At 60.5% G+C, this 24,350-nt stretch carries 22 protein-coding genes; 15 read left to right on the top strand and 7 right to left on the bottom strand.

Annotated features, from left to right (window positions below; all coding sequences use genetic code 11):
- Positions 1–31: 31 nt before the first annotated feature.
- The 5 genes from LUU92_RS27870 to LUU92_RS27850 all read left to right on the top strand — a co-directional run bounded on the left by LUU92_RS27870 (position 32) and on the right by LUU92_RS27850 (position 5,772).
- Positions 32–1,942 carry an ATP-binding cassette domain-containing protein gene (locus LUU92_RS27870; protein ID WP_257102929.1) on the top strand — a complete coding sequence of 637 codons (1,911 nt, stop codon included), beginning with the start codon at positions 32–34 and terminating at the stop codon, positions 1,940–1,942.
- Positions 1,942–2,514, top strand: a complete 573-nt coding sequence (locus LUU92_RS27865; protein WP_028618427.1) for a mechanosensitive ion channel family protein — start codon at positions 1,942–1,944, stop codon at positions 2,512–2,514. Before LUU92_RS27870 ends, LUU92_RS27865 begins: the two co-directional genes overlap by 1 nt.
- 88 nt (positions 2,515–2,602) lie before the next feature.
- A complete protein-coding gene (locus tag LUU92_RS27860) occupies positions 2,603–3,235 on the top strand; it encodes a LysE family transporter (protein WP_028618426.1) in 633 nt (210 codons plus the stop codon).
- 183 nt (positions 3,236–3,418) lie between these two features.
- Complete coding sequence (locus tag LUU92_RS27855; RefSeq protein ID WP_071490477.1) at positions 3,419–5,314, top strand: FTR1 family protein; 1,896 nt, start codon at positions 3,419–3,421, stop codon at positions 5,312–5,314.
- Positions 5,315–5,316: 2 nt separating this feature from the next.
- Complete coding sequence (locus LUU92_RS27850) at positions 5,317–5,772, top strand: YaiI/YqxD family protein (protein ID WP_071490476.1); 456 nt, start codon at positions 5,317–5,319, stop codon at positions 5,770–5,772.
- 180 nt (positions 5,773–5,952) lie between these two features.
- Here LUU92_RS27850 and elbB read toward each other — a convergent pair whose 3' ends face one another.
- Entirely contained in the window at positions 5,953–6,618 is a 666-nt protein-coding gene (gene elbB, locus LUU92_RS27845) for an isoprenoid biosynthesis glyoxalase ElbB (RefSeq protein WP_071490475.1), read from the bottom strand.
- Positions 6,619–6,734: 116 nt separating this feature from the next.
- Between elbB and LUU92_RS27840 the strand changes: the two genes are divergently transcribed.
- Positions 6,735–7,970 carry a sterol desaturase family protein gene (locus tag LUU92_RS27840; protein WP_257102928.1) on the top strand — a complete coding sequence of 412 codons (1,236 nt, stop codon included), beginning with the start codon at positions 6,735–6,737 and terminating at the stop codon, positions 7,968–7,970.
- On the opposite strand, the gene LUU92_RS27835 is transcribed toward LUU92_RS27840, so the two are convergent.
- Positions 7,951–8,586 (bottom strand): DedA family protein, encoded by a 636-nt coding sequence (locus tag LUU92_RS27835; RefSeq protein ID WP_257103880.1) that lies wholly within the window; start codon positions 8,584–8,586, stop codon positions 7,951–7,953. The two genes, LUU92_RS27840 and LUU92_RS27835, sit on opposite strands and share 20 nt — an antisense overlap.
- Before the next feature lie 208 nt (positions 8,587–8,794).
- Between LUU92_RS27835 and hemB the strand changes: the two genes are divergently transcribed.
- Complete coding sequence (gene hemB / locus LUU92_RS27830; RefSeq protein ID WP_071490473.1) at positions 8,795–9,808, top strand: porphobilinogen synthase; 1,014 nt, start codon at positions 8,795–8,797, stop codon at positions 9,806–9,808.
- Positions 9,809–9,826: 18 nt separating this feature from the next.
- The gene (gene ppk1, locus LUU92_RS27825) at positions 9,827–12,049 is read left to right on the top strand and encodes a polyphosphate kinase 1 (RefSeq protein ID WP_257102927.1); all 2,223 of its coding nucleotides are present in this window, start codon (positions 9,827–9,829) and stop codon (positions 12,047–12,049) included.
- A gap of 134 nt (positions 12,050–12,183) precedes the next feature.
- Here the strand turns inward: ppk1 and ppx are convergent, their stop codons facing one another.
- Positions 12,184–13,686 carry an exopolyphosphatase gene (gene ppx, locus LUU92_RS27820; RefSeq protein WP_092241744.1) on the bottom strand — a complete coding sequence of 501 codons (1,503 nt, stop codon included), beginning with the start codon at positions 13,684–13,686 and terminating at the stop codon, positions 12,184–12,186.
- A gap of 444 nt (positions 13,687–14,130) precedes the next feature.
- Between ppx and LUU92_RS27815 the strand changes: the two genes are divergently transcribed.
- From LUU92_RS27815 to LUU92_RS27800, 4 genes are all read left to right on the top strand, one after another.
- Positions 14,131–14,790, top strand: coding sequence for a DUF1120 domain-containing protein (locus tag LUU92_RS27815; RefSeq protein ID WP_257102926.1), 660 nt, complete (start codon positions 14,131–14,133; stop codon positions 14,788–14,790).
- A gap of 84 nt (positions 14,791–14,874) precedes the next feature.
- On the top strand, positions 14,875–15,612 hold the full coding sequence (locus tag LUU92_RS27810) for a fimbria/pilus chaperone family protein (protein ID WP_257102925.1): 738 nt from the start codon (positions 14,875–14,877) through the stop codon (positions 15,610–15,612).
- Positions 15,613–15,619: 7 nt separating this feature from the next.
- On the top strand, positions 15,620–18,121 hold the full coding sequence (locus LUU92_RS27805; RefSeq protein ID WP_371322028.1) for a fimbria/pilus outer membrane usher protein: 2,502 nt from the start codon (positions 15,620–15,622) through the stop codon (positions 18,119–18,121).
- Entirely contained in the window at positions 18,111–18,638 is a 528-nt protein-coding gene (locus LUU92_RS27800) for a DUF1120 domain-containing protein (RefSeq protein ID WP_257102923.1), read from the top strand. Before LUU92_RS27805 ends, LUU92_RS27800 begins: the two co-directional genes overlap by 11 nt.
- Here LUU92_RS27800 and LUU92_RS27795 read toward each other — a convergent pair.
- From LUU92_RS27795 to LUU92_RS27780, 4 genes are read right to left on the bottom strand one after another with little or no spacing between them, the layout of a single operon-like run.
- Positions 18,610–19,347, bottom strand: coding sequence for an amino acid ABC transporter ATP-binding protein (locus LUU92_RS27795; protein ID WP_071490467.1), 738 nt, complete (start codon positions 19,345–19,347; stop codon positions 18,610–18,612). The two genes, LUU92_RS27800 and LUU92_RS27795, sit on opposite strands and share 29 nt — an antisense overlap.
- Complete coding sequence (locus LUU92_RS27790) at positions 19,334–19,984, bottom strand: amino acid ABC transporter permease (RefSeq protein WP_071490466.1); 651 nt, start codon at positions 19,982–19,984, stop codon at positions 19,334–19,336. Before LUU92_RS27790 ends, LUU92_RS27795 begins: the two co-directional genes overlap by 14 nt.
- On the bottom strand, positions 19,981–20,649 hold the full coding sequence (locus tag LUU92_RS27785) for an amino acid ABC transporter permease (protein WP_017736949.1): 669 nt from the start codon (positions 20,647–20,649) through the stop codon (positions 19,981–19,983). The genes LUU92_RS27790 and LUU92_RS27785 overlap by 4 nt, the downstream gene beginning before the upstream one ends.
- A 15-nt stretch (positions 20,650–20,664) precedes the next feature.
- Positions 20,665–21,450 (bottom strand): transporter substrate-binding domain-containing protein, encoded by a 786-nt coding sequence (locus tag LUU92_RS27780; protein WP_257102922.1) that lies wholly within the window; start codon positions 21,448–21,450, stop codon positions 20,665–20,667.
- Between the two features lie 255 nt (positions 21,451–21,705).
- Between LUU92_RS27780 and LUU92_RS27775 the strand changes: the two genes are divergently transcribed.
- From LUU92_RS27775 to rho, 3 genes are all read left to right on the top strand, one after another.
- The gene (locus tag LUU92_RS27775; protein ID WP_257102921.1) at positions 21,706–22,401 is read left to right on the top strand and encodes a FadR/GntR family transcriptional regulator; all 696 of its coding nucleotides are present in this window, start codon (positions 21,706–21,708) and stop codon (positions 22,399–22,401) included.
- A 121-nt stretch (positions 22,402–22,522) separates the two neighbouring features.
- On the top strand, positions 22,523–22,852 hold the full coding sequence (gene trxA / locus LUU92_RS27770) for a thioredoxin TrxA (RefSeq protein WP_003213989.1): 330 nt from the start codon (positions 22,523–22,525) through the stop codon (positions 22,850–22,852).
- A 235-nt stretch (positions 22,853–23,087) separates the two neighbouring features.
- Positions 23,088–24,347, top strand: coding sequence for a transcription termination factor Rho (gene rho, locus LUU92_RS27765; protein WP_016973082.1), 1,260 nt, complete (start codon positions 23,088–23,090; stop codon positions 24,345–24,347).
- Positions 24,348–24,350 lie beyond the last annotated feature (3 nt).

The raw sequence follows: 24,350 nt of genomic DNA, 5'->3' as shown, positions 1-24,350 counted from the left end.
GCCAACGAAGCTGGTAGACTCCGCCGCCATTATGATCCGACTTCAAAGCCTAACATTACAGCGTGGTCCGCAACGTCTTCTCGAAGACGCCGAGTTGACCCTGCACGCCGGTCACAAAGCCGGCCTGATCGGTGCCAACGGCGCCGGCAAATCCACGTTGTTCGCTCTGTTGCTGGGTGAGCTGACCCCGGATTCCGGGGACTGCCTGCTGCCAGCCGACTGGCGCATCGCCCATATGCGCCAGGAGATCGACACCCTCGACCGTATTGCAATCGACTACGTGCTCGATGGCGATCTGCGCCTGCGTCAGGTGCAACACGACCTGGCCGAGGCCGAGAAAGCCCAGGACGGCGCCGCACAGGCGCGCCTGCACTCGGAACTCGACAGCGCCGACGGCTATACGGCTGACGCCCGTGCGCGCAAAATGCTCGCCGGCCTTGGCTTTACCAACGAACAGATGGACCGCCCCGTCGCCGACTTCTCCGGCGGCTGGCGCATGCGCCTGAACCTGGCGCAGGCGTTGATGTGCCCGTCTGACCTGCTGCTGCTCGACGAACCGACCAACCACTTGGACCTCGATGCGATCCTGTGGCTGGAAGACTTCCTCAAGAATTATCAGGGCACCTTGCTGTTGATCTCCCATGACCGGGATTTCCTCGACGCCGTGGTCGACAACATCGCCCACGTCGAGCAGAAAAAGATCACCCTCTATCGTGGCGGCTACACTGCGTTCGAACGCGCCCGCGCCGAACGCCTGGCCCAGCAGCAACAGGCTTACGAGAAGCAGCAGGCGCAACGTGCGCACATGGAAAGCTACATTGCCCGCTTCAAGGCCCAGGCCACCAAGGCGCGGCAGGCCCAGAGCCGGATCAAGGCCCTGGAGCGAATGGAAGAACTGTCGGCGGCCCACGTCGACTCACCGTTCGACTTCGTGTTCCGTGAGTCGGTGAAGATCTCCAGCCCGTTGCTGGATCTTTCCGATGCGCGTCTGGGCTACGGCGACAAGACCATCCTGGAAAAAGTGAAGCTGCAGCTTACGCCGGGTGCGCGTATCGGTTTGCTCGGCCCCAACGGCGCGGGCAAGTCGACGCTGATCAAGAACCTGTCAGGCGAGCTGTCGCCACTGGCTGGGCGTCTGACCCGTGGCGAGAACACTGTGGTGGGTTACTTCGCCCAGCATCAGTTGGACTCGCTGGACGCCAAGGCCAGCCCGTTGCTGCACTTGCAGCGCCTGGCGCCAACCGAGCGCGAACAGACCCTGCGCGACTTCCTCGGTGGTTTCGACTTCCGTGGCGCGCGTATCGACGAGCCGGTGCTGAATTTCTCCGGCGGCGAAAAAGCCCGCCTGGCCCTGGCGTTGATCGCCTGGGACCGTCCGAACCTGCTGCTGCTCGACGAACCGACCAACCACCTTGACTTGGAAATGCGCCTGGCGCTGACCATGGCCTTGCAGGAGTTCAGCGGTGCGGTACTGGTGGTGTCTCACGATCGCCACCTGCTCAAGAGCACCACCGACAACTTCCTGCTGGTGGCGGACGGTAAAGTCGAAGAGTTCGACGGCGACCTGGATGACTATGCGCGCTGGCTGACGGATTACCGCCTGCGCAACGCGCCGGTCAGCAACACCCCGGTCAACCCGGACAAGACCGACAAGAAAGCCCAGCGCCAGGCCGCCGCCGCGCTGCGTCAACAGCTGGCGCCGCACAAGCGTGAAGCCGACAAGCTGGAAGCCGAGCTGGGCAAGGTGCATGAGCGCCTGGCCAGGATCGAAACCAGCCTGGGCGACAGTGCCGTCTACGAGGCGGCCCGCAAGGACGAACTGCGCGACCTGCTGGCTGAACAGGCCAAGCTCAAAGTACGCGAAGGGCAATTGGAGGAAACCTGGATGGAGGCCCTCGAATTGCTGGAAACCCTGCAAGCGGAGCTGGAGGCGCTGTCCTGATGGAAGCGTTGCAACTGCCGATACCGACGCAGTGGGTCGAACCCGTATGGGTCGGCGTGCAAATCCTGCTGATCCTGCTGGCCGGCTACCTCGCACAGCGGTTTGTCGCCAAGGGCCTGACTCGCCTGGGTGAGCGCTATCCGTTCCCGCCGCAATTGCTGATGCCACTGCGCGGTGGCTTGCGCTGGCTGATCATGGGCAGTGCGCTGATCTTTGTGCTGGGTCGCCTGGGCGTGTCCGCCACGGTGTTGTGGACGGCACTCTCCGGGTTTGTCGCGGTTGCCGCCGTGGCGTTCTTCGCCATGTGGTCGGTGTTGTCCAACCTGCTGTGCGCCATTCTGATTTTCACCGTCGGGCCCTTTCGCCTGGGTGACATCGTCGAACTGGTGGATACCGTCGACAAACCGGGCGTGAAGGGTCGGGTCGTGGCGATCAACCTGCTCTATACCACGCTGGTCGAAGTGGCAGAGGCCGGTACCGACAGTGCGATGGTGCAGGTGCCCAACAGCCTGTTCTTCCAGCGCTCGGTGCGCCGTTGGCCAGGTACCCATGTCTTTCCGGGCGACCGCTAGTATTCACATCCTGTAAAAATCTATAGCCATCCTTTGGTCGGCGGAGTTAGCTTAAGGCACAACAGCAAACTCCCTCCTGAGGTGTGTAATGGCACTCGATACGTGGCTGGCCTTTTTCCTGGCCAGTTGGATCATCTCCCTTTCCCCTGGCGCTGGCGCCATCGCCTCGATGTCCAGCGGCCTGCAATACGGCTTCCTGCGTGGTTACTGGAATGCCATCGGCCTGCAACTGGGCCTGGCGATGCAGATTGCCGTGGTCGCGTGCGGCCTGGGTGCCATTCTGGCGACATCCTCCACCGCTTTCTATGCGATCAAATGGTTTGGCGTGGCGTACCTGGTGTACCTGGCCATCAAGCAATGGCGCGCCCTGCCCATGGACATGACCGATGACGCGGCCGTGCGCCCGATCGGTAAACCGATGGCGATGATGTTCCGTGGCTTCCTGGTCAACGCCAGCAACCCCAAGGCCCTGGTGTTCATGCTGGCGGTCCTGCCGCAATTCGTGAACCCACAGGCGCCGCTACTGATCCAGTACCTGATCCTGGGTGCGACGATGATCTGCGTCGATATGGTGGTGATGGCGGGGTATACGGGCTTGGCGTCGAAGGTGTTGCGCCTGTTGCGCACGCCTAAGCAGCAGAAACGGATGAATCGTACGTTTGCGGGGTTGTTTGTGGGGGCTGCGGGTTTCCTGGCCAGCTTGCATCGTGCCACGGCCTGACTGACGAAACGGGATTGAAAATGGGGGAGGGGCACGCCCCTCTTCCACATGGGTGTTGATACCCACCCTCCAACTGTTCTGAAAACTGCCTTGCCTCAACCCACGACAAATCACTTGTGCCTTGAGTCAAACGCTTTAACGTTTGACAATGTGTTACTTCGTATTTCCCTTTGAGATTCATTCATGACTGCCCCTTTTCGCTTTCTCGCCTGGCTGGTTTTGCCGGCGTTGATGTCGTGCAGCTTCAATCTGTTGGCCGCGACGGCCGAGGGTGCCCCACAAGCCCTGCATTTGCTGGATTACATTGGTGCTGACTACCCAGCGACGGTGGAGGCGGGCAAGGTAATCGATGAATCCGAATACCGTGAACAGCTGGAGTTTCTCGGGGTGTTGCAGGGCCTGGTGGCAGAGCTGCCGCAGCGCCCGGAACGCGCGGCGTTGGTCAAAGGCGTCGACGAACTGTCAGCGGCTGTAACCGGCCATCAGGACGGTACGACAGTCGCCCGCCAAGCCCGTCAGTTAGGTGCCCAACTAGCCGTGGCCTATGAAGTCAGCCAGGCCCCGGCGATCACCCCTGATCCAACACGAGGCGCGCCGCTCTATGCCCAGCATTGCTCGGTGTGCCACGGCACCGCAGGTGCGGGTGACGGCCCGGCCAGCGTGGGCATGACGCCACCACCGGCCAATCTGCGTGACGCCGTGCGCTTGGATCGCCTGAGCCTCTACGCGATCTACAACACCCTGGGCCTGGGCGTTGAAGGCACCGACATGCCGTCTTTCGCCGACCAACTGGACGACCGCCAGCGCTGGGACCTGGCTACCTACATCGCCGGCTTTACTGCCGACCCGGCGGCTGCAAAAAGCGAGCAACCGTTCAACCTCGCCGACTTGGCCCGCCAGACCCCCAATGAAGTACTGGCGGCCAACGGCCCAGCCGCCGCCGCTACGTTCCGCGCCCAGCGTGCGCAGCCGCCGCAGGTCAAGCGTGGCCCAGCGCAGTTGCTCGACTACACCGCGGCCACCCTGGACAAGAGTCTGGCGGCGTTCCAGAAGGGCGATCATGAGCAGGCCTACGACCTGTCTGTGGCTGCGTACCTGGAAGGTTTCGAACTGGTAGAAAGCTCGCTGGATAACGTCGACGCCAACGTGCGCAAGGACACCGAAAAGGCGTTGATGGCCTACCGGCAGTCGTTGCAGGACGGTCTGCCGGTTGAACAGGTGCAACAACGCCTGGACGTGGCCAAGGGCAAACTTACCGAATCCGCCGGCCTGCTTGGCGGTGATGGCTTGAGTTGGTCGCTGAGCTACATCTCCGGTTTGCTGATCCTGTTGCGTGAAGGCCTGGAAGCGATCCTGGTGCTGGCGGCGATCCTTGCGTTCCTGCGCAACACCGGCCAGCAATCGGCGGTGCGCAGCGTTAACGTCGGCTGGGGCCTGGCGCTGCTGGCGGGCCTGGCGACCTGGGCATTGGCCGCGTATGTGATCGATGTGAGCGGTGCCCAACGCGAATTGCTTGAAGGCTGCACGGCGCTGTTTGCCAGTGTGATGGTGCTATGGCTCGGCGTGTGGATGCACGACCGCCGCCACGCCGCCGCCTGGCAGGACTACATCAAGAGCAGCCTGGTAGGCGGCGGCGGGCGCTTCGGTTTTGCGGTGCTGGCGTTCTTCTCGGTGTACCGCGAGCTGTTCGAAGTGATCCTGTTCTACGAAACCCTGTGGCTGCAAGCCGGCCCGGCCGGGCATAACGCGGTGCTGGCGGGTGGCGCCACGGCGCTGGTGCTGTTGGTGGGCTTGGCGTGGGTGATCCTGCGGGGTTCGGCGAAGCTGCCGCTGGCGTTGTTCTTCGGCATCAACGCGGCGTTGCTGTGTGCGCTGTCGGTGGTGTTTGCCGGCCATGGGGTGAAGGCGCTGCAGGAGGCCGGCATCTTCGGCACCCGGCCGGTGGCGTTCTTTGATTTCGATTGGCTGGGCATCCACGCCGATGCGTACTCGTTGAGTGCACAGGCGGTGGCGATCCTGGCGATTGTGGTGCTGTACGGTCGCAGCCGTCTGGCCGAAAAGCGCCGGGTGGTTGCCTGAGCATGCGGGTGTGGATCGATGCCGACGCCTGCCCTCGGGCAGCCAAGGACCAGGTGGTGAAGTTCGCCCTCAAGCGCCAGTTCGAAGTGGTGTTGGTGGCCGGTCAGAGCCAGATCAAGCCGAGCTTCTCGTGTGTGAAGCTGATTGTGGTGCCCAGCGGCCCGGATGCGGCGGATGACTACCTGGTGGAGCACGCGGAGCCCGGCGAGCTGGTGATCTGCAGCGATGTGCCGCTGGCTGACCGCCTGGTAAAGAAGGGCGTTACGGCGCTTGATCCACGCGGCAAGGAGTTCAGCCCCGCCAACATGAGTGAACGGTTGGCGGTGCGCAATCTGTTCACTGATCTGCGTGAGCAAGGCCAGATGGGGGGCGGGCCACCGCCCCACGGGGAGAAGGAAAAGCAGGCGTTTGCCAATGCGCTGGACCGCATTCTTACACGCTTGATGCGCCAACCCTGATCCGTGGCGAGCGGGCTTGCCCCGCGTTGGGCGGCGAAGCCGCCCCAATTCAAGCGATGCGGTGAGTCCGTTAGACCATGGCTGCAGGTTTTAGGGCTGCTGCGCAGCCCAACGCGGGGCAAGCCCGCTCGCCACAACAAGCCGAGTTACCTACAAGCCTGCTCACCATAGGTGGGGCTATCAGTCGTTCTCGTGGGTCAATTCCAGCACCCGATCCACCAGCTTGTTGATCCCTGAAGCGACCTCGCTGATGTTCTTGCCGAGCATATAGGCCGGGGTGCTCACCAGCTTGCGTGCCTTGTCTTCGACGATATCTTCCACCCCGCACTCCTGGTGGGTAGCGCCCATCTTGTCCAGTGCGGCGGCGGTGTCGGCGCAGTTGCCGATGGTGCAGGTCACACCGGGGCCGTAGATTTTCGCCGCCAGGGCCGGGGAGATGCAGATCAGGCCCACGGGCTTGCCCGCTTCGGCAAAGGCTTCGGCCAGTTCCAGCACCTGCGGGTTGACGCTGCAGCCGGCACCCTCCACGGCAAAGTTCGAGAGGTTTTTCGCCGCGCCAAACCCACCGGGCACGATCAGCGCGTCGAAATCGCCGGCGTTGGCTTCGCGGATATCTTTCACGTCACCCCGGGCGATCCGCGCCGACTCCACCAGCACATTGCGCGACTCGGGCATCTCTTCGCCGGTGAGGTGGTTGATCACATGCAGTTGCGCAATATCCGGGGCAAAGCATTGGACCTGAGCGCCACGCTGGTCCAGGCGCAGCAAGGTGATCACGCTTTCGTGGATCTCTGCGCCGTCGTACACGCCGCAGCCGGAAAGGATCACTGCAATCTTTTTGCTCATGGGCATTTCTCCTGGGGTCTTGGCGTTAAATGTCTACTAATTTGTCATCTGTTGCCAATGGGATCTCACGCCGCTGCACCTAATCTTGATGTAACAAAAATAGACCGGACCAGACCATGGACTTCGTGCCTTACGCGGTACCGTTTTTCATTGCCTTGATCGTCGTGGAGTTGCTTGCCGACCGTTGGCGCGGCGAGCGTAACTACCGGGTGGCGGATGCCATCAACAGCCTCAGCACCGGGGTGCTGTCCACCACCACGGGGCTGCTGACCAAGGGCGTGGGGATTTTGACCTACGCGTTCGCCCTCAAGCATCTTGCCGTTATCGATCTGCCAGCCCACAGCGTGTTGACCTGGGGGTTCGCCTTCGTGTTCTACGACTTCTGCTACTACTGGCTGCATCGCATGGGTCACGAACGCAACATCCTGTGGGCCGCACACTCGGTGCATCACCAGAGTGAGGACTACAACCTCAGCACCGCACTGCGCCAGACCAGTACCGGCTTCCTGCTGAGCTGGATTTTCTACCTGCCCTTGGCCGTACTCGGCGTGCCATTGGTGGTGTTTATCAGCGTGGCATCGCTGAATTTGCTCTATCAATTCTGGGTGCACACCCGGCACGTGCCGAAGCTCGGCTGGTACGAGTGGTTTTTCGTCACGCCATCCAATCATCGGGCTCACCATGCACAGAACGCTCTCTACATGGATCGTAACTACGGCGGTGTGTTCATTATTTGGGACCGGCTGTTCGGTACCTTCCAGGAGGAGGACGACAACGAACCGGTGATTTTCGGCGTAACCACGCCGTTGGCCAGTTGGAATCCGCTGTGGGCCAACCTGCAGTTCTATGCCCAGTTGTGGAGTGATGCGCGGCGCACCGAGTGTTGGTGGGACAAGCTGCGCATCTGGTTCATGCGCACCGGCTGGCGCCCGGCGGACGTGAAGGCTAAGTACCCGATGGCCAGGCACGACCTGAGCCAGTTCCGTAAATTCGACGTGCCGCTGGACGTGCGTCAACAGGTGTACATCGCACTGCAATTTGCGGCCTATGTGGGCTTTGGCAGCTATCTGATGAATTTCGGCGAAGGTTTGCCCACGGCGGCACTGATCCTCGGTTGGAGCGCCATGGCGCTGGGGCTGTTTACCTTGGGGGTGGCGCTGGAGAACCGGCCGTGGGCGTTGAAGGCCGAGCTTTCGCGGCTGGTGCTGAACGTACCGCTGGTGTGGCTGGCACCGTTGGTCGGGTTATGGCCGGCCAGCAACCTGGGCTGGCTGGGCCTGCTGAGCTACAGCTTGCTCAGTGTGATTGGCCTCTACTGCTGCAGAAGCCGGTTTACTCGACTGGTGTCTTAGGCGGCTCGACCGGGTCCGGTTCTGCCGCGAGCCGGGCCTTGGCGTCGGCGCAGGCCTCGCGGGCGATGCGTGCATTCTTGAAGCGACGACGCAGCCACAGGCCGAAGCCCAGTATCAGCAAGGCACCCAATACCCAAAGCTCGTATTTCTTGATGCTGCCCAGCATGCCTTCCAGTACGGCGCCGAAGTGATAGGCCGCAGCGCCCAAGGCCAAAGCCCAGATCGCAGCGCCAATGCCGTTGAGGATCAGATAGCGCAACGGCGGATAGCCGGACAGGCCGATCGCCACTGGCATGACGGTGCGCAACCCGTACACGAAGCGAAAGCTCAGTACCCAGATATCCGGGTGCTTGCGGATATGCTCCAGTGCCTTGTCACCCATCAATTGCCAGCGTGGCTTGCGCGCCAACAGCTTGCGGCCGTGTCTGCGGCCCATGTAATACCAAAGCTGATCGCCGGCGTAGCTGCCGAAAAAGGCAACGACCACCACCAGGTTGATATCCATGTATCCACGGAACGCCAGGAAGCCTGCGAGAACCAGAATGGTCTCGCCTTCAAAGAAAGTGCCCAGGAAGAGCGCAAAGTAGCCGAAGTCATGCAGGAATTGTTGAAGCATGGTCTGGGGTGCTGGCGAAATGAACGCGCAGCCTACGCCTTCATGAAGATTCATGAAAGTATCGAGATGTGTCACGAAGTGAACAATTCCTACGGAAATGCCGAATGCGACTACAGGTCGCATCCTTAAGCACAACTGTCATACCTTCGTCATAATGGCCGCTTATAACTGCAACGCTCGCCCGTAAACCCGGGCTCAGGAGTCTGTCGTGAGCTTTACCCCTGCCAATCGCCTGTTCCCCACCACTCGTCTGCGTCGCAATCGTCGTGATGATTTTTCTCGCCGTCTGGTGCGTGAAAACGTGCTGACGACCGATGATCTGATCCTGCCGGTGTTTGTGCTGGACGGGGAAAATCGTCGGGAAGCGGTGGCTTCGATGCCGGGCGTGGAGCGCTTGACCATTGATCTGCTGCTTGAAGAAGCCGCTGGTTGGGTCGAGTTGGGGATTCCGGCCTTGGCACTGTTTCCGGTCACGCCGTCTGAACTCAAGTCGCTGGATGCTGCCGAAGCCTGGAACCCGGACGGGATCGCCCAGCGCGCCACCCGTGCCCTGCGCGAGCGTTTTCCGCAGCTTGGGGTGATCACCGACGTGGCGTTGGACCCGTTCACCACCCACGGACAGGATGGCATTCTTGACGAAGACGGCTATGTTCAAAACGACATCACCGTCGATGCGCTGGTCAAGCAAGCCTTGTCCCATGCGGCAGCCGGCGCCCAGGTGGTTGCCCCGTCGGACATGATGGACGGCCGCATCCAGGCGATTCGTGAAGCCCTGGAGCTGGCCGGCCACGTCAACGTGCGGATCATGGCCTACTCGGCCAAGTACGCCAGCGCCTATTACGGCCCGTTCCGCGATGCGGTGGGCTCGGCGCTGAACCTGGGCAAGGCCAACAAGGCCTCGTACCAGATGGACCCGGCCAACAGCCATGAAGCCCTGCACGAAGTGGCGGCCGACCTGGCCGAAGGTGCTGACATGGTGATGGTCAAGCCGGGTATGCCGTACCTGGACATCCTTTACCGGGTCAAAGACGAATTCAAAGTGCCGACCTTTGTCTATCAGGTCAGTGGCGAATACGCCATGCACATGGCTGCAATACAGAATGGATGGCTGAGCGAAGGGGTGATCCTTGAATCCCTGACAGCCTTTAAACGCGCCGGGGCTGATGGCATCCTGACCTACTTCGCCGCCCGCGCCGCACAATTGCTTAGAGAGCAACAATAGCCCTCACAGGAACACTCGATGAATACCGAAGGACTCACAGAAGTTGCCGTAAAAGACGCTCACCCGGTGGTTGAACAAGTCACCGAGACCCCGCCGGAGCATGAGCCCGCCGCGGCCGTCATGGTGGCCGAACCGCCCGTGCCGGCCCCGGTAGCGGCGGTGACCAACCTGGATGACAGCAGCCTGTACATCCACCGCGAGCTGTCACAACTGCAATTCAACATCCGTGTGCTGGAACAAGCGCTGGATGAGTCCTACCCGCTGCTGGAGCGGCTCAAGTTCCTGCTGATCTTCTCCAGCAACCTGGATGAGTTCTTCGAAATCCGCGTGGCCGGCCTCAAGAAGCAGATCACCTTCGCCCGTGAACAGGCCGGCGCCGACGGCCTGCAGCCGCACCAGGCCCTGGCGCGCATCAGCGAGCTGGTGCACGGCCATGTGGACCGTCAGTACGCGATCCTCAACGACATCCTGCTGCCGGAGCTGGAAAAGCATCAGGTCCGTTTCATCCGTCGCCGTCACTGGACCACCAAGATCAAGACCTGGGTGCGTCGCTACTTCCGCGACGAGATCGCGCCGATCATCACCCCGATTGGCCTGGACCCGACTCACCCGTTCCCGTTGCTGGTGAACAAGAGCCTCAACTTCATCGTGGAGCTGGAAGGTATCGACGCCTTCGGTCGCGACTCGGGCCTTGCAATCATCCCGGCACCCCGTTTGCTGCCACGGATCATCAAGGTACCGGAAGAGGTGGGGGGTGCTGGCGATAACTATGTATTCCTGTCGTCGATGATCCATGCGCACGCCGATGACCTGTTCCAGGGCATGAAGGTAAAAGGCTGCTACCAGTTCCGCCTGACCCGTAACGCCGATCTGGCGCTGGACTCCGAAGACGTCGAAGACCTGGCCCGTGCCCTGCGCGGCGAGCTGTTCTCGCGGCGCTACGGCGATGCGGTGCGCCTGGAAGTGGCCGACACGTGCCCGAAACATCTGTCGGACTACCTGCTCAAGCAGTTCAACCTGGGCGAGACCGAGCTGTATCAAGTCAATGGCCCGGTGAACCTGACGCGCCTGTTCAGCATCACCGGCCTGGACAGCCATCCGGAGCTGCAATACACGCCGTTCACCCCGCAGATCCCGAAACTGCTGCAAAACAGCGAGAACATCTTCAGCGTGGTGAGCAAGCAGGACATCCTGCTGCTGCACCCGTTCGAGTCCTTCACCCCGGTGGTCGACCTGTTGCGCCAGGCCGCCAAGGATCCGCATGTGTTGGCCGTACGCCAGACCCTGTACCGTTCCGGCGCCAACTCGGAAATCGTCGATGCCCTGGTCGACGCCGCGCGTAACGGCAAGGAAGTCACCGCGGTGATCGAGTTGCGTGCGCGGTTCGACGAAGAGTCCAACCTGCAACTGGCCAGCCGTCTGCAAGCAGCCGGTGCGGTGGTGATCTATGGCGTGGTCGGCTTCAAGACCCACGCCAAGATGATGCTGATCCTGCGCCGTGAAGCCGGAGAGATAGTGCGTTACGCCCACTTGGGCACCGGCAACTACCACGCCGGCAACGCCAAGCTTTACACCGACTACAGCTTGCTGACCTCCGACGACGCCTTGTGTGAAGACGTCGGCAAATTGTTCAGCCAGTTGATCGGCATGGGCAAGACCTTGCGCATGAAGAAGTTGCTGCACGCGCCGTTCACGCTCAAGAAGGGCATGCTCGACATGATTGCCCGCGAAACCCAGTTCGCCCTCGACGGCAAGCCGGCGCACATCATCGCCAAGTTCAACTCGCTGACCGATCCGAAGATCATCCGCGCGCTGTACAAGGCCAGCCAGTCCGGCGTGCGCATTGACCTGGTGGTGCGCGGCATGTGCTGCCTGCGCCCTGGCATTGTCGGGGTTTCGCACAACATTCATGTGCGCTCGATCATCGGCCGCTTCCTGGAGCACACACGGGTGTTCTACTTCCTCAACGGCGGCGAAGAGCAGATGTTCCTCTCCAGCGCCGACTGGATGGAGCGCAATCTCGATAAGCGCGTAGAGACGTGCTTCCCGGTGGAAGGCAAGAAGCTGATCATGCGGGTCAAGAAGGAACTGGAAAGCTACCTCACCGACAACACCCACAGCTGGAGCCTGCAGTCGGACGGTCGCTACGTGCGCAACACGCCGACCGGCAACCAGAACCCGCGCAGTGCGCAGGCGACGTTGCTGGAGAAGTTGGGTAGCCCGATTCTGACGGTGAACTAAAACCCTGCGGGGGTCTAAAAATGTGGGAGGGGGCTTGCCCCCGATGGCGGTGTGTCAGTCACCAAATACTTGGACTGATCCACAGCTATCGGGGGCAAGCCCCCTCCCACAATTGTTTTGCAGAGTTCTTCAGATCAGCGCAGGTTCAGGCTGAACCCCACCCGCTTCAGCCACTCCGCTTCCAGGCCAAAATCCGCCTGGGTCAGCTGGTTCTCATCCAGCCAGCCTTTCGGGAATACCACATCCAGGCTGTCGCCGTCGGCGCGCAGGGTCACTTGGGGCATTGCCTGGGTGCCACGGATGTGGTGGAACAGGATCGCAAAGCGCAGCAGCACGCACAGGCGGATCAGCTTGATGCCTTCGTCGCCGAATTCAGCAAATTTGTCCTTGGGGATGTTACGGCGATGGCCGCGCACCAGCAGGGCGAGCATTTGCTGGTCTTCACGGGAGAAGCCGGCCAGGTCCGAGTGCTCGATCAGGTAGGCGCCGTGCTTGTGGTAATGGTAGTGGGCGATGTCCAGGCCCACTTCATGCACCTTGGCGGCCCAGCCCAGCAACTCGCGCCAGACGCCGTCTTCCAGGTCCCAGTCCTCGGCCACCTGGTCGAAGGCGTGCAGGGCTTTGCGCTCCACGCGGGCGGCTTGTTCCAGGTCGACGTGGTAACGCTCCATCAACGAAGTGAGCGTGCGCTCACGCACGTCTTCGTGGTGATGGCGACCCAGCAGGTCATAGAGCACGCCTTCACGCAGGGCGCCGTCGCAGTGGTCCATGCGTTGCAGTTCAAGAGCATCGAAGATCGCTTCGAGAATCGCCAGGCCGGCCGGGAAGATCGCGCGACGATCAGGCTTGATACCGTCGAAGTCGATTTTCTCGGCATCCCCCAGCTTGAACAGCTTGCGCTTGAGCCACGCCAGGCCCTCGGCGTTGACCTCGCCGGTGCCATGGCCGCCCGCTTTCAGTGCCAGGCCGATGGCGCGGATGGTACCGGACGAGCCGATGGCTTCATCCCAGGTGAGGCGGTGCAGGGCGTGCTCGATGCTCATGATTTCCAGCCGCGCCGCGGTGTAGGCCTGGGCGTAGCGTGCCGGGGTGATCTTGCCGTCTTTGAAGTAACGCTGGGTGAAGCTGACGCAGCCCATCTGCAGGCTTTCGCGCAGCAACGGCTCGAAGCGCTGGCCAATGATGAATTCGGTACTGCCGCCGCCGATGTCGGCGACCAGGCGTTTGCCTGGTGTATCGGCCAGGGTGTGGGACACGCCCAGGTAGATAAGACGGGCTTCTTCACGGCCGGAGATGACTTCTACCGGGTGCCCGAGGATCTCCTCGGCGCGGCGGATGAATTCACCACGGTTACGCGCTTCACGCAACGCGTTGGTGCCGACGATTCGAACGGCGCCCAGGGGCATGCCGTTGATCAGTTGCGCAAACCGCTTCAGGCAATCGAGCCCGCGTTGCATGGATTCTTCGTTGAGCTGGCGCTCGTCGTCGATCCCGGCAGCCAGTTGCACTTTCTCTCCGAGCCGCTCAAGGATGCGGATTTCACCGTTCTGGGCCTTGGCCACGACCATGTGAAAGCTGTTGGAGCCCAGGTCGATGGCGGCGATCAGGGACAGATTCTTGGCTTGGGATTGCGGCATGGTTTGGGGTCTCGGTCGATAACCTGACCATCGTGCCACGATCGACCGCTGGAGCCAACGCGTAGTGCTTGGGGAATTTTCCTGAGGTCGTCTGTAGGTAATTCTTTTGGGACAGGTAGGTTGCTGTTTCGCGCTCTGTTAGAGAAGTTTCTGAGCGTTGTAGGAGTTTTTAACTTTGCCCTGTGGGACGGTTAATTGTGATTTCGCCTACAAGTTAGTTTCGGTTTTCTTTTCGTGGCCTGATTCGGGACTACTTCTGAGGTACGCGATACTGACAAGTTATTTGTAGGGCTCCGACAGTAATTAAGGTGTTGTCTTATTCTTTAATTAGTTTCCAACGAGACACACTGTCACTTGGCAATTGTGCCGTGGCGTTATTTATTTATGGTTTGTTCTACAAGGCAGAAATAAATACGCCAGCTAACTTTTAGTGATAGGTCGAACATGAAGAAAATTGTTGGATTGGCTCTCGGTATCGCTTGCCTCGCCGCGGCTGTGGGTGCACAGGCAACGACGGTTGCCGAATTGAAGGTCACAGGCACGATCAAACCTGCCTCCTGTAACCTCAGCATGACCGGAGATGGGATTGTCAGTTACGGTAATATTCTCTCGAGCTCCTTGTCCCAAGGGAGCCCGACGCCGCTTCGGGAGCTGACCACTCCAGTGAAGATCAATTGCGGCACAGGTTACACCCCGTTCGGGCTGACCTTTAACGACCTGCAGTCGACCAGCAGGGTGCCGGGCATCCTGAGTGCGCTCGGCCAAGGTCATAGCGAGATTCATAATTTTGGCTTGGGTACGGTAGCGGGTAAAAAAACCGGCGGTTATGCAATCACGCTCAGAGACCTGCAGTCACCAAGCGCAACGCTTTCTCTTATTACGCGCGGCAGCGATGTCGGTGCCTGGCTGAACAGTGATGGCAAGGTCGCAAGACTGCCAAGTCAGTATTCCTGGCGCAGCGGTACGACCCTCGTTCCGGCTTCGCTCTCCCAGATGAACGGGACTATCGCCGTCAGGGCCGTTATCAATAAAGCTCAAGACTTGACGCTGACCCGCGATGTTCTTCTTGAAGGGCGCGCCTCGCTGACATTGGTTTACCTCTAAGCGGTTTAACTGTAGCCGATCAAAAGGCAGGCGCTTTTTGATCGGCTGTTTTCATATGGGCGATTGGCTGCAATAGCTAACTTCATGCTCTACGGGGAATACTGGGTGCGTAGTCTTTCAGCAATAAATAAGTTGCGGTTGTTAGGTGCAAGTATCTGCCTATGTTTTGCCCATGTTGCCGCGGCGGACGGCATGCTGCCGGAGACTTCGGTGGTTATTCTTTTTGAAGAACAGGGCGAGGCCACGATAAATATCAGGAATACCGACGCGGGGCCGGCACTTCTTCACTCGGTTGTGGAGAACGTGCCCGAAGATGAGGAGCCCTTACTGATCGTTACGCCCCCTATCACGCGTGTAGAAGCGGGTGAAATCCAATTAGTGCGTTTTATTGCCACTTTGAAAGAACCGTTGAAGACCCAGCGATTGAAACGCGTGTCCTTTGAGGGGATTCCACAGGCGCGCGCCAAAACGGGTGCGACCATTGGTATCACCGTTCGGCAGAACCTGCCGCTGATCCTGCACCCCAAAGACTTGCCTCGGCATGATTCGCCTTGGGAACTGTTGAAGTGGAGCCGTGCAGGGGAGCGTCTCACCGTTCACAACGAAAGCGCTTATGTGGTGCGCCTGCTGCCGGATGTACAGCTTCTTCCCCAAAGGGCCATGGCCACTTTGCCTCGCACCTACATTTTGCCGGGGGAAGTGCTGACGGCACAGGTTGAGGGCACCCTGGGCGGCTTGGCCGAAGTCGAGATCCAACCGGCCACGGTCTACGGCTTTTCGGTAGACCGCTACCGAGCGCCGATCAATGTCGATGGGAGTTGATCGGCTCATGGCTAACTTGTCGAATAGAAGCCTTGCAGCTTCTTGTTGGCCGCGTCGACCCACGTTGCTCATGGGGTTTGCGACGCTGTGGAGTTTGCCCGGCCTCGTCTCTGCGCTTGAGTTGGGAGAGGGTTTCGACGTCGCGGCACTGACTACCTACGGAATCGACCCCAAGGTCTCGGACTATTTTCGCAGTGCGGCGCGTTTTCGCGAAGGTACCCAGGTTGTGGGGCTACGGGTCAATGGCAACCCGCTCGGGCTGGTGGATGCGCGGTTCGACTCGCAAGGCCAATTGTGTTTTACCCCAGGGTTGCTGGAGAAAGCCGGCTTGGTGCAGCCGCGTGAAATCGTTCGTGAAGGCAACACTGCCGATGACGCTTGCCATGATTTCCTCGGTGCCTTCCCGACGACGATGGTGCGGCTTCGACCCGGCATCGATGAAGTGGCACTGGTGGTGCCGACCCAATCGTTTCGTGAGCCGCAATGGGAGGCCGGAAATTTCGCCCATGGCGGCACGGCGGCCCTGTTCAACTATGACGTGCTGGGTTTCGACAGCCGCTCGCGCAGTGGGGCCCGCCGGTTCGTATCGGCTTATACCGAGGCTGGCTTCAATTTGGGCGACTGGATTGTGCGCAGTCGTCAGTTCTATGTCGCTGACAATGGTAATACCCGTACTGAGCACCTTTATGCCTACGCCCAGCGAGACATCGCTGCATTGCGATCGACTTTCCAGGCGGGGCAGATCTCCACCAACAACCCATTGTTCGGTGGTATCCAGCTATCGGGCGTGCAATTTTCTCCTGACGGCCAGTCGCGGGTGCCGGCGGGTAGTAACAATGCCGTCGTAGAAGGCCTGGCCCAGAGCCAATCGCGGATTGAAGTGCGCCAGTCCGGCGTGTTGATTCACAGCACGCTCGTGCCTGAAGGCCCCTTCCGGCTGACGGGGCTGCCTTTGCTCAATGGCACCAGCGACCTGGAAGTCAGTGTCATCGATGTACGAGGTGCCAAGCGCAGTTTCGCGGTTCCGGCGGCTTCGTTTGCGGGCGCCGCACCGGCTGCTCCCGGCTACTACTTTTCCCTTGGCAAGGTGCGGGAAAACGCATCCGAAAGCGGGGCGTCGCCCGTGGTTGCCATGGGCAGCGGCACATGGGGCCTGGGGCGTGACTCGTCTGCGGGCTTTGGCCTGTTGAGTACCGATGAATACTGGTCGTCTGGCGGCACGCTGAGCAGCGTGTTTTTCCAGCGCGTTTCCGTGGGCGCACGTCACAATCTGTCCCACGACAGTCGTAATGCACTCTCGGGGTCACGCAGCAGCGTGTCCGTGAGCAGCCCGGTTATTGCCGATATCGATGTCAGCCTGAGCGCAACTACCCAGACCCGTGGTTATCGTGAGGTGCTTGAAGCCGGGCGTTCATCCAGGGTCGAGGACGTGGGTTCTCGCTTCAAGAATCAATTTACGGCGGGCATGAACTGGGTAGACCCCACGCTTGGCGGCTTTTCGGTGGGTTACACCCGCAGCGCCCAATTCGACGGGCATATGACCGAGCATGTGTTCGCGGCGTGGAACAAGTCATACCGCTATGCCGACGTCGCGCTGATCGGCGACTCGCAGGTGGGCGGCACTCGGGCCCGCCGTGATGCCCCGGGTGACCGTCCTCGCCGCGATTCTGCGCAGGAAGATGGGCTGTCCTTGCGGCTGGAGGTTCGTGTGCCATTGGGGGCTGATCGGCGTGTGAGCAGCTATATCAGTCGTCAAGGGGGCCAGTCCCGCGCAGGTAGCTCATTCAGTGAGCGGGTCAATGAGTACGTGAGTTATGACTTGGGCGTCGAACGCGATCTCAGTCGTCAGGAACAATCGATCCGGGCCAATGTGGACGTGCTGCCGCGATATGCCCGAGCCGGGTTGGGTATCAGTCGTGACCCGCAGGGCACCACCTATTCAGGACAAGTTCAGGGTGGTGTGGTGGCCCATCAGGGTGGGCTGACCTTCTCGCCTTATACCGTACAGGACACCTTCGGCATCGTCTCGGTGGGTGACATTGGCGCTGCAAAAATCGATACCCCGCAAGGTCCGGTGTGGACCGACTTCACCGGACAGGCGGTGCTCGCCGATTTACCCGCCTACACCAACAGTCGTATCGAGGTACAAACCCAGTCCTTGCCAAAACGTGTCGATCTGAAGAACGGCACCCAAGTGCTGGCTGCAGGCCGAGGCTCCGTCAATAACGTTACTTTCGATGTCGTGACTGTTCGCCGCGTGCTGCTGAGTGCTAGCGATCAACAAGGGCGGCCGCTGCCCCAGGGCGCTTCTGTATTCGACAAAAACAATCGGTTCCTGACCACTGTGGTGGGTGACGGCATGATTTTCCTCAACGATGGCAATGACGCCCAAATACTGCGGGTTCTGTTGCCGGACTCTTCCTCTTGCCTGCTCAACCTTGCCCCCCAGTCGAAGGTCGACAATGACAAGTTCTACGAGACCGGTTCGGCGGTGTGCCATGGCCGTTAAGTTGAGAAGTATGGGCTTCGTGCTGATTTGTGTCGCGTTGTTAGCCGAAGGGGCACAGGCGCAAAACTGCCGGCTGTCCGTAAGTCAGCCGCGTGTCGACTACGGTGTAATTCGCAGGGAGGCGCTTGTCGACCCCCCTTCAATCGCGCTCGGCACGCGCATGGTGCAACTGAACGTACTGTGCGAGGAGCCAGCGGCCATCGCGTTGCGATTTACCGGTGCAGCCAATGGGCAAGGTTTTCGGTTTGGCCGTCAGGGGCGTTTCAGCCTGACCCTCAAGCACGCCCAGTTGGATGGGCGTACTGTCGAGTGGACGCAGGCGCCCGGTGAGACCGCCAGCGGGCAGTTATTGCCAGGACAGGCCCTGGTGGCACGAGGGACCGGCCGGCGATTGAGCGCCCAGGTGGCAATCGATACCCACCTGCCCGCTGACGCGTTACATGTTCGCAATCAAACGGTGCTGGAGGGGCAGGGCAGTTTCGAGCTGGTCAGCCCGGCTGCTCCACTGAACCGATGAAATTGGCCAGCTCGGCGGTTTGCGGGTTGGCGAACAGCACCTTCGGGTCGCCCACTTCATGCACCTTGCCCTGGTGCATGAACACCAGCTTGTCGCCGACTTCACGGGCGAAGCGCATCTCGTGGGTCACCATGATCAGGGTCATGCCGTCCTTGGCCAATTGGCGCACCACGCTGAGCACTTCATTGACCAGTTCCGGGTCGAGGGCCGAGGTGATTTCGTCGCATAACAGCACCTTGGGCGACATGGCCAAGGCGCGCGCAATCGCCACGCGTTGTTGCTGGCCGCCGGACAAGCGATCAGGGAAAGCGTCGAATTTTTCGCCCAGCCCAACGCGCTCCAGCATTTGCCTGGCCAATTGCGCCGCTTTGGCCTTCGGTACTTTCTGCACCACTTGCGGCGCGAGCATGACGTTCTCGCCTACCGTCAGGTGCGGGAACAGGTTGAACTGCTGGAACACCATGCCGACTTTCTGCCGCAGGCTGCGCAGGTCGGCGCGGGCGGCGTCGAGGTACTCGCCATCGACCTCGATCACGCCGTCGTTGATGGACTCCAGGCCGTTGAGCGTGCGCAGCAACGTGGATTTGCCCGAGCCACTGCGGCCAATGATCGCCACCACCTGGCCTTCATCCACGGTCAGGTCGATGCCCTTGAGCACATGGTGATCGCCGTAATACTTATGCAGGGCGGAAATTCTAAGCAGAGGCATGCAGTCTCCTTTCCAGGTAGCGAGCACTGAGGGACAGGGGGTAGCAGAGTAAAAAGTAACCAAGGGCCACCAGGCCGTAGACCATGAAGGGTTCGAAGGTGGCGTTGGCGAGCATGCCGCCGGTCTTGGTCAGTTCGGTGAAGCCGATGATCGAGGTCACGGCGGTGCCCTTGACCACCTGTACCGAGAAGCCCACCGTCGGCGCCACGGCAATGCGCAGTGCCTGGGGCAGGATCACATAGCGCAGTTGCTCCAGCGGATTGAGCGCCAGGCTGGCCGACGCTTCCCATTGCCCGTGGGCGATGGAGTCGACGCAGCCGCGCCAGATCTCGGCGAGGTAGGCGCTGGTGAACAACGTCAGGGCAATCGCCGCCGCCAGCCAGGGCGAGATATCCACACCCAGCAGGGCTATGCCGAAAAACACCAGGAACAGCTGCATCAACAGCGGCGTGCCCTGGAACAGCTCAATGTAGGTGCGGGCGACATTGCGCGGGAAGGCTTTGCGACTGATGCGCATCGTCATCACCAGCAAGCCGATCACGCCGCCCCCGACAAACGCCACCACCGACAGCAGCAGCGTCCATTGCAGGCCGGTGGCCAGGTTGCGCACGATGTCCCAGAACGAGAAATCACTCATCGACTGTTCCTCATCACAAAGCGGCGACCGATCCAGTTGAGCAACTGGCGAATCATCAGCGCCATGCACAGGTACACCAGGGTGGTCAGGGCATAGGTTTCGAACGCACGGAAGTTGCGCGACTGGATAAAGTTGGCGGCAAAGCTCAGTTCCTCAGTGGCGATCTGCGAGCACACCGCCGAGCCGAGCATTACGATGATGATCTGGCTGCTCAGGGCCGGCCACACCTTGCCCAGCGCCGGCAGCAGTACCACGTGGCGGAAGGCTTCGAAGCGCGTCATCGCCAGCGCCGCAGCGGCTTCCAGCTGCCCGCGAGGAATGGCCTGTATACCGGCGCGGATGATTTCCGTGGAGTAGGCCCCCAGGTTGATCACCATCGCCAGCACGGCGGCTTGCCACTCGGTGATCTTCAGCCCCAGGGACGGCAGGCCGAAGAAGATGAAGAACAACTGCACCAGGAACGGCGTGTTGCGGATCAACTCGACATAAACGCCGAAGAACCAGGCGAACGGCTGGATTTTCCACGCCCGCACCACAGCGCCGACGGTGCCCAGGGCCACGCCGAGGATGGCGCCGATGGCCGTGAGCTCGAGGGTGAACAGTGCGCCGCGCAGCAGCAGGTCGGTGTTGGCCAGCACCGGCACAAAGTCAAATTGATACGCCATGAGTCAGCTCCGCTTTCAGAGATCGGCGGGCAGTGGCTCTTTCAGCCATTGCATAGCGTTCTTTTCCAGGCTGCCATCGGCCTTGGCCGCGACCAGGATCTGGTTGACCTTATCCAGCAAGGCCGGCTCGTTCTTGTTCACGCCCACGTACACCGGCGAGTCCTTGAGCTTTACCTTCAGCGCGGGTACGCGTTTTGGATTGCGTTCGCTGATCGCCACCATTACCACGTTGCCGCTGGCAATCAGGTCGACCTGGCCGGCCAGGTAGGCGGCGATGGTCGAGTTGTTGTCTTCGAAGCGCTTGATCGTGGCTTCCTTGGGCGCGACGGCGGTCAGTTCGATATCTTCGATGGCGCCACGGGTCACGCTGATGGTTTTGCCCTTGAGGTCGTCGGTGCTACTGATGGCGGCTTCAGGCGGGCCGAACACGGCCAGGTAGAACGGCGCGTAGGCCTTGGAGAAGTCGATGACCTTTTCCCGCTCAGGGTTCTTGCCCAGGCTGGAGATCACCAGATCGACCTTGCCGGTGGTGAGGAACGGAATACGATTGGTGCTGTTGACCGGGGTCAGTTCCAGCTTGACCTTGAGCTGGTCGGCCAGCAGCTTGGCGGTGTCGATGTCCAGGCCACGTGGCTTCATGTCAGGGCCGACCGAGCCGAAGGGCGGGAAGTCCTGGGGTACGGCGACCTTGAGGGTGCCACGGGCGACGATGTCGTCCAGACCATTGGCCTGGGCGGGTGCCTGGCTCAGCATCAGGCTGGCAAACAGGGCAGTAAGCAGGGCGCTGTAGAGCTTGGTCATGGCAATACTCCGAGAAGGGCGAAGGGATTTTCTGGGTTTGCCCAGTGCACAGCCCATGCCATCACCCTCAGAATCGTCTGCAGGGCCAGTATTTGTTGAGTTTTGGTGGTCGGACTGGTCTGAACAGTGTCGGGACTTTGCGCACTGTTTTCGAGCGTCGGCAAAACCCCGCGAGCCCCTTTGGGGCGTGGCTTGCCGCCCGCCACGAATAGCTTTACAACTAGCCACTCAGTTGACTGGAACCTTGAGTTTTTTATGAATTCCATTGCCCAAGCCGTACCGGAAGCGGCCCTGCAGGCCATCCGCAAACTGATCAAGGAGCAAGGCTTCGGGCCGGGCGATGCACTGCCGTCCCAACGTGACCTGGCAGTGCAGTTGGGGGTGAGCCGAGCGTCGTTGCGTGAGGCATTGTCGTCCCTCAGTGCGTTGGGTGTGGTCAGTGTGCAGCCGGGCAAGGGCGTGTTCGTGCAGGCGGTCGAGGAGTCACCGGGGTTCACCTGGCCCTTCGCGGCGCAGGCTACGCCACTGGATATCTTCCAGTTGCGCTATGCCCTGGAAGGTTTTGCGGCGGGGTTGGCGGCGGTGACGCTGACCCTCGATGAGTTGGACAGCCTGGAAGACAATGTCGAGGCCATGCGCAAGGTGCTCAAGGCCGGCGACTTCGAAGCCGCCGCCAGGCTCGACTTCGAATTTCACCAGCGCATCCTGCTCGCCAGCGGCAACCAGGCGATGGTGAGCATTCTGAGCGCGAGTGCCGAAGTTTTTCTGGAGAGTCAGAAGCTACCGTTCATCCGACCGGAGCGGGCCATGGAAACCTGGCAGGAGCACCGCCGGATAGTGCGCGCGCTGGCCCGGCGCGCCAGCGCGGCGGCGCAAAAAACCATGCAGGAGCACGTACGCAATGCGGCGTTGCGCACCGGCATAGCCTTCGTGACTCCCATAACGCCCTGAGTTGGGCTATACCCAGACTCATGGGCCATCATAGGAAGACTCAATCAGAGGCGGCTTCCTGAACGGGGGAAGGGCGGCTATGATGGGCCACGTTTTTTTTGCTTACAATCCGGAGACATCCATGAGCAACGATCTTATCAAGCACGTCACCGACGCGACCTTTGAGGCCGAAGTACTCAAGGCTCAAGGCCCGGTGCTGGTTGACTACTGGGCTGAATGGTGCGGCCCTTGCAAAATGATCGCTCCAGTCCTGGACGACATTGCGACCACCTACGAAGGCAAGCTGACCATTGCCAAGTTGAACATCGACGACAACCAGGAAACCCCGGCCAAGCACGGCGTGCGTGGCATCCCGACCCTGATGCTGTTCAAGAACGGCAACGTCGAAGCGACCAAGGTAGGCGCGCTGTCGAAGTCTCAGCTCCAAGCTTTCCTCGACGCGAACATCTAAGCGTCCTCAAAAAAGCCCCGCAAAATAGCGGGGCTTTTTCGTGAAACAGGGCTAGACGCTCCGAAACTCAGGTGGTACATTCGGCCCCGCACTGGTTTCTCCACTGCCCCCTGCAAGCCGTCGCCGACGCATTCCTTTTCGATTAGTACGCGATCCTGTCGCCTTCTCTGCGGCGCGGCCTCATTAAGCCAAAAGCTTAATTTCCCCCCTCCATAAATGATTACGTCATTCCTATATGAATCTGACTGAACTCAAGCAAAAGCCGATTACCGACCTGCTCCAATTGGCCGAAGAAATGGGCATAGAAAATATGGCCCGTTCGCGCAAGCAGGACGTGATTTTCTCCCTGCTCAAGAAGCACGCGAAAAGCGGCGAGGAAATCTCCGGTGATGGCGTGCTGGAGATTCTCCAGGACGGCTTCGGCTTCCTCCGCTCTGCTGACGCGTCCTATCTCGCCGGCCCAGACGATATCTACGTCTCGCCAAGCCAGATCCGTCGCTTCAACTTGCGCACCGGTGACACCATCGTTGGCAAGATCCGCCCACCGAAGGAAGGCGAGCGTTATTTCGCCCTGCTCAAGGTCGACACGATCAACTTCGATCGTCCCGAGAACGCGAAAAACAAGATTCTCTTCGAGAACCTGACCCCGCTGTTCCCGACCGTGCGCATGAAGATGGAAGCCGGTAACGGTTCCACCGAAGACCTGACCGGCCGTGTGATCGACCTGTGCGCCCCGATCGGCAAAGGCCAGCGTGGCCTGATCGTCGCCCCGCCGAAAGCCGGTAAGACCATCATGCTGCAGAACATTGCCGCGAACATCGCGCGTAACAATCCTGAAGTTCACCTGATCGTGCTGCTGATCGATGAGCGTCCGGAAGAAGTAACCGAAATGCAGCGCACCGTGCGCGGCGAAGTGGTTGCCTCCACGTTCGATGAGCCGCCAACCCGCCACGTGCAGGTTGCCGAAATGGTGATCGAGAAGGCCAAGCGCCTGGTCGAACACAAGAAGGACGTGGTGATCCTGCTCGACTCCATCACCCGTCTGGCCCGTGCCTACAACACCGTGATCCCGAGCTCCGGCAAGGTATTGACCGGTGGTGTCGATGCCCACGCCCTGGAGAAACCGAAACGTTTCTTCGGTGCCGCGCGGAACATCGAAGAAGGCGGCTCGCTGACCATTATCGCCACCGCACTGGTTGAAACCGGTTCGAAGATGGACGAAGTGATCTACGAAGAGTTCAAGGGTACCGGCAACATGGAACTGCCACTGGATCGTCGCATCGCGGAAAAACGCGTGTTCCCGGCGATCAACATCAACCGTTCCGGCACCCGCCGCGAAGAGTTGCTGACCGCTGACGACGAACTGCAGCGCATGTGGATCCTGCGCAAGCTGCTGCACCCGATGGACGAAGTAGCCGCCATCGAGTTCCTGGTCGACAAGCTGAAAACCACCAAGACCAACGACGAGTTCTTCCTGTCGATGAAGCGTAAGTAATAC

The organism is Pseudomonas extremorientalis, from assembly GCF_024584605.1.
Lineage (GTDB): Bacteria > Pseudomonadota > Gammaproteobacteria > Pseudomonadales > Pseudomonadaceae > Aquipseudomonas > Aquipseudomonas extremorientalis.
Note: the sequence above shows the minus strand (reverse complement) of the source record. Positions and strands in the feature narration are given on the sequence as shown.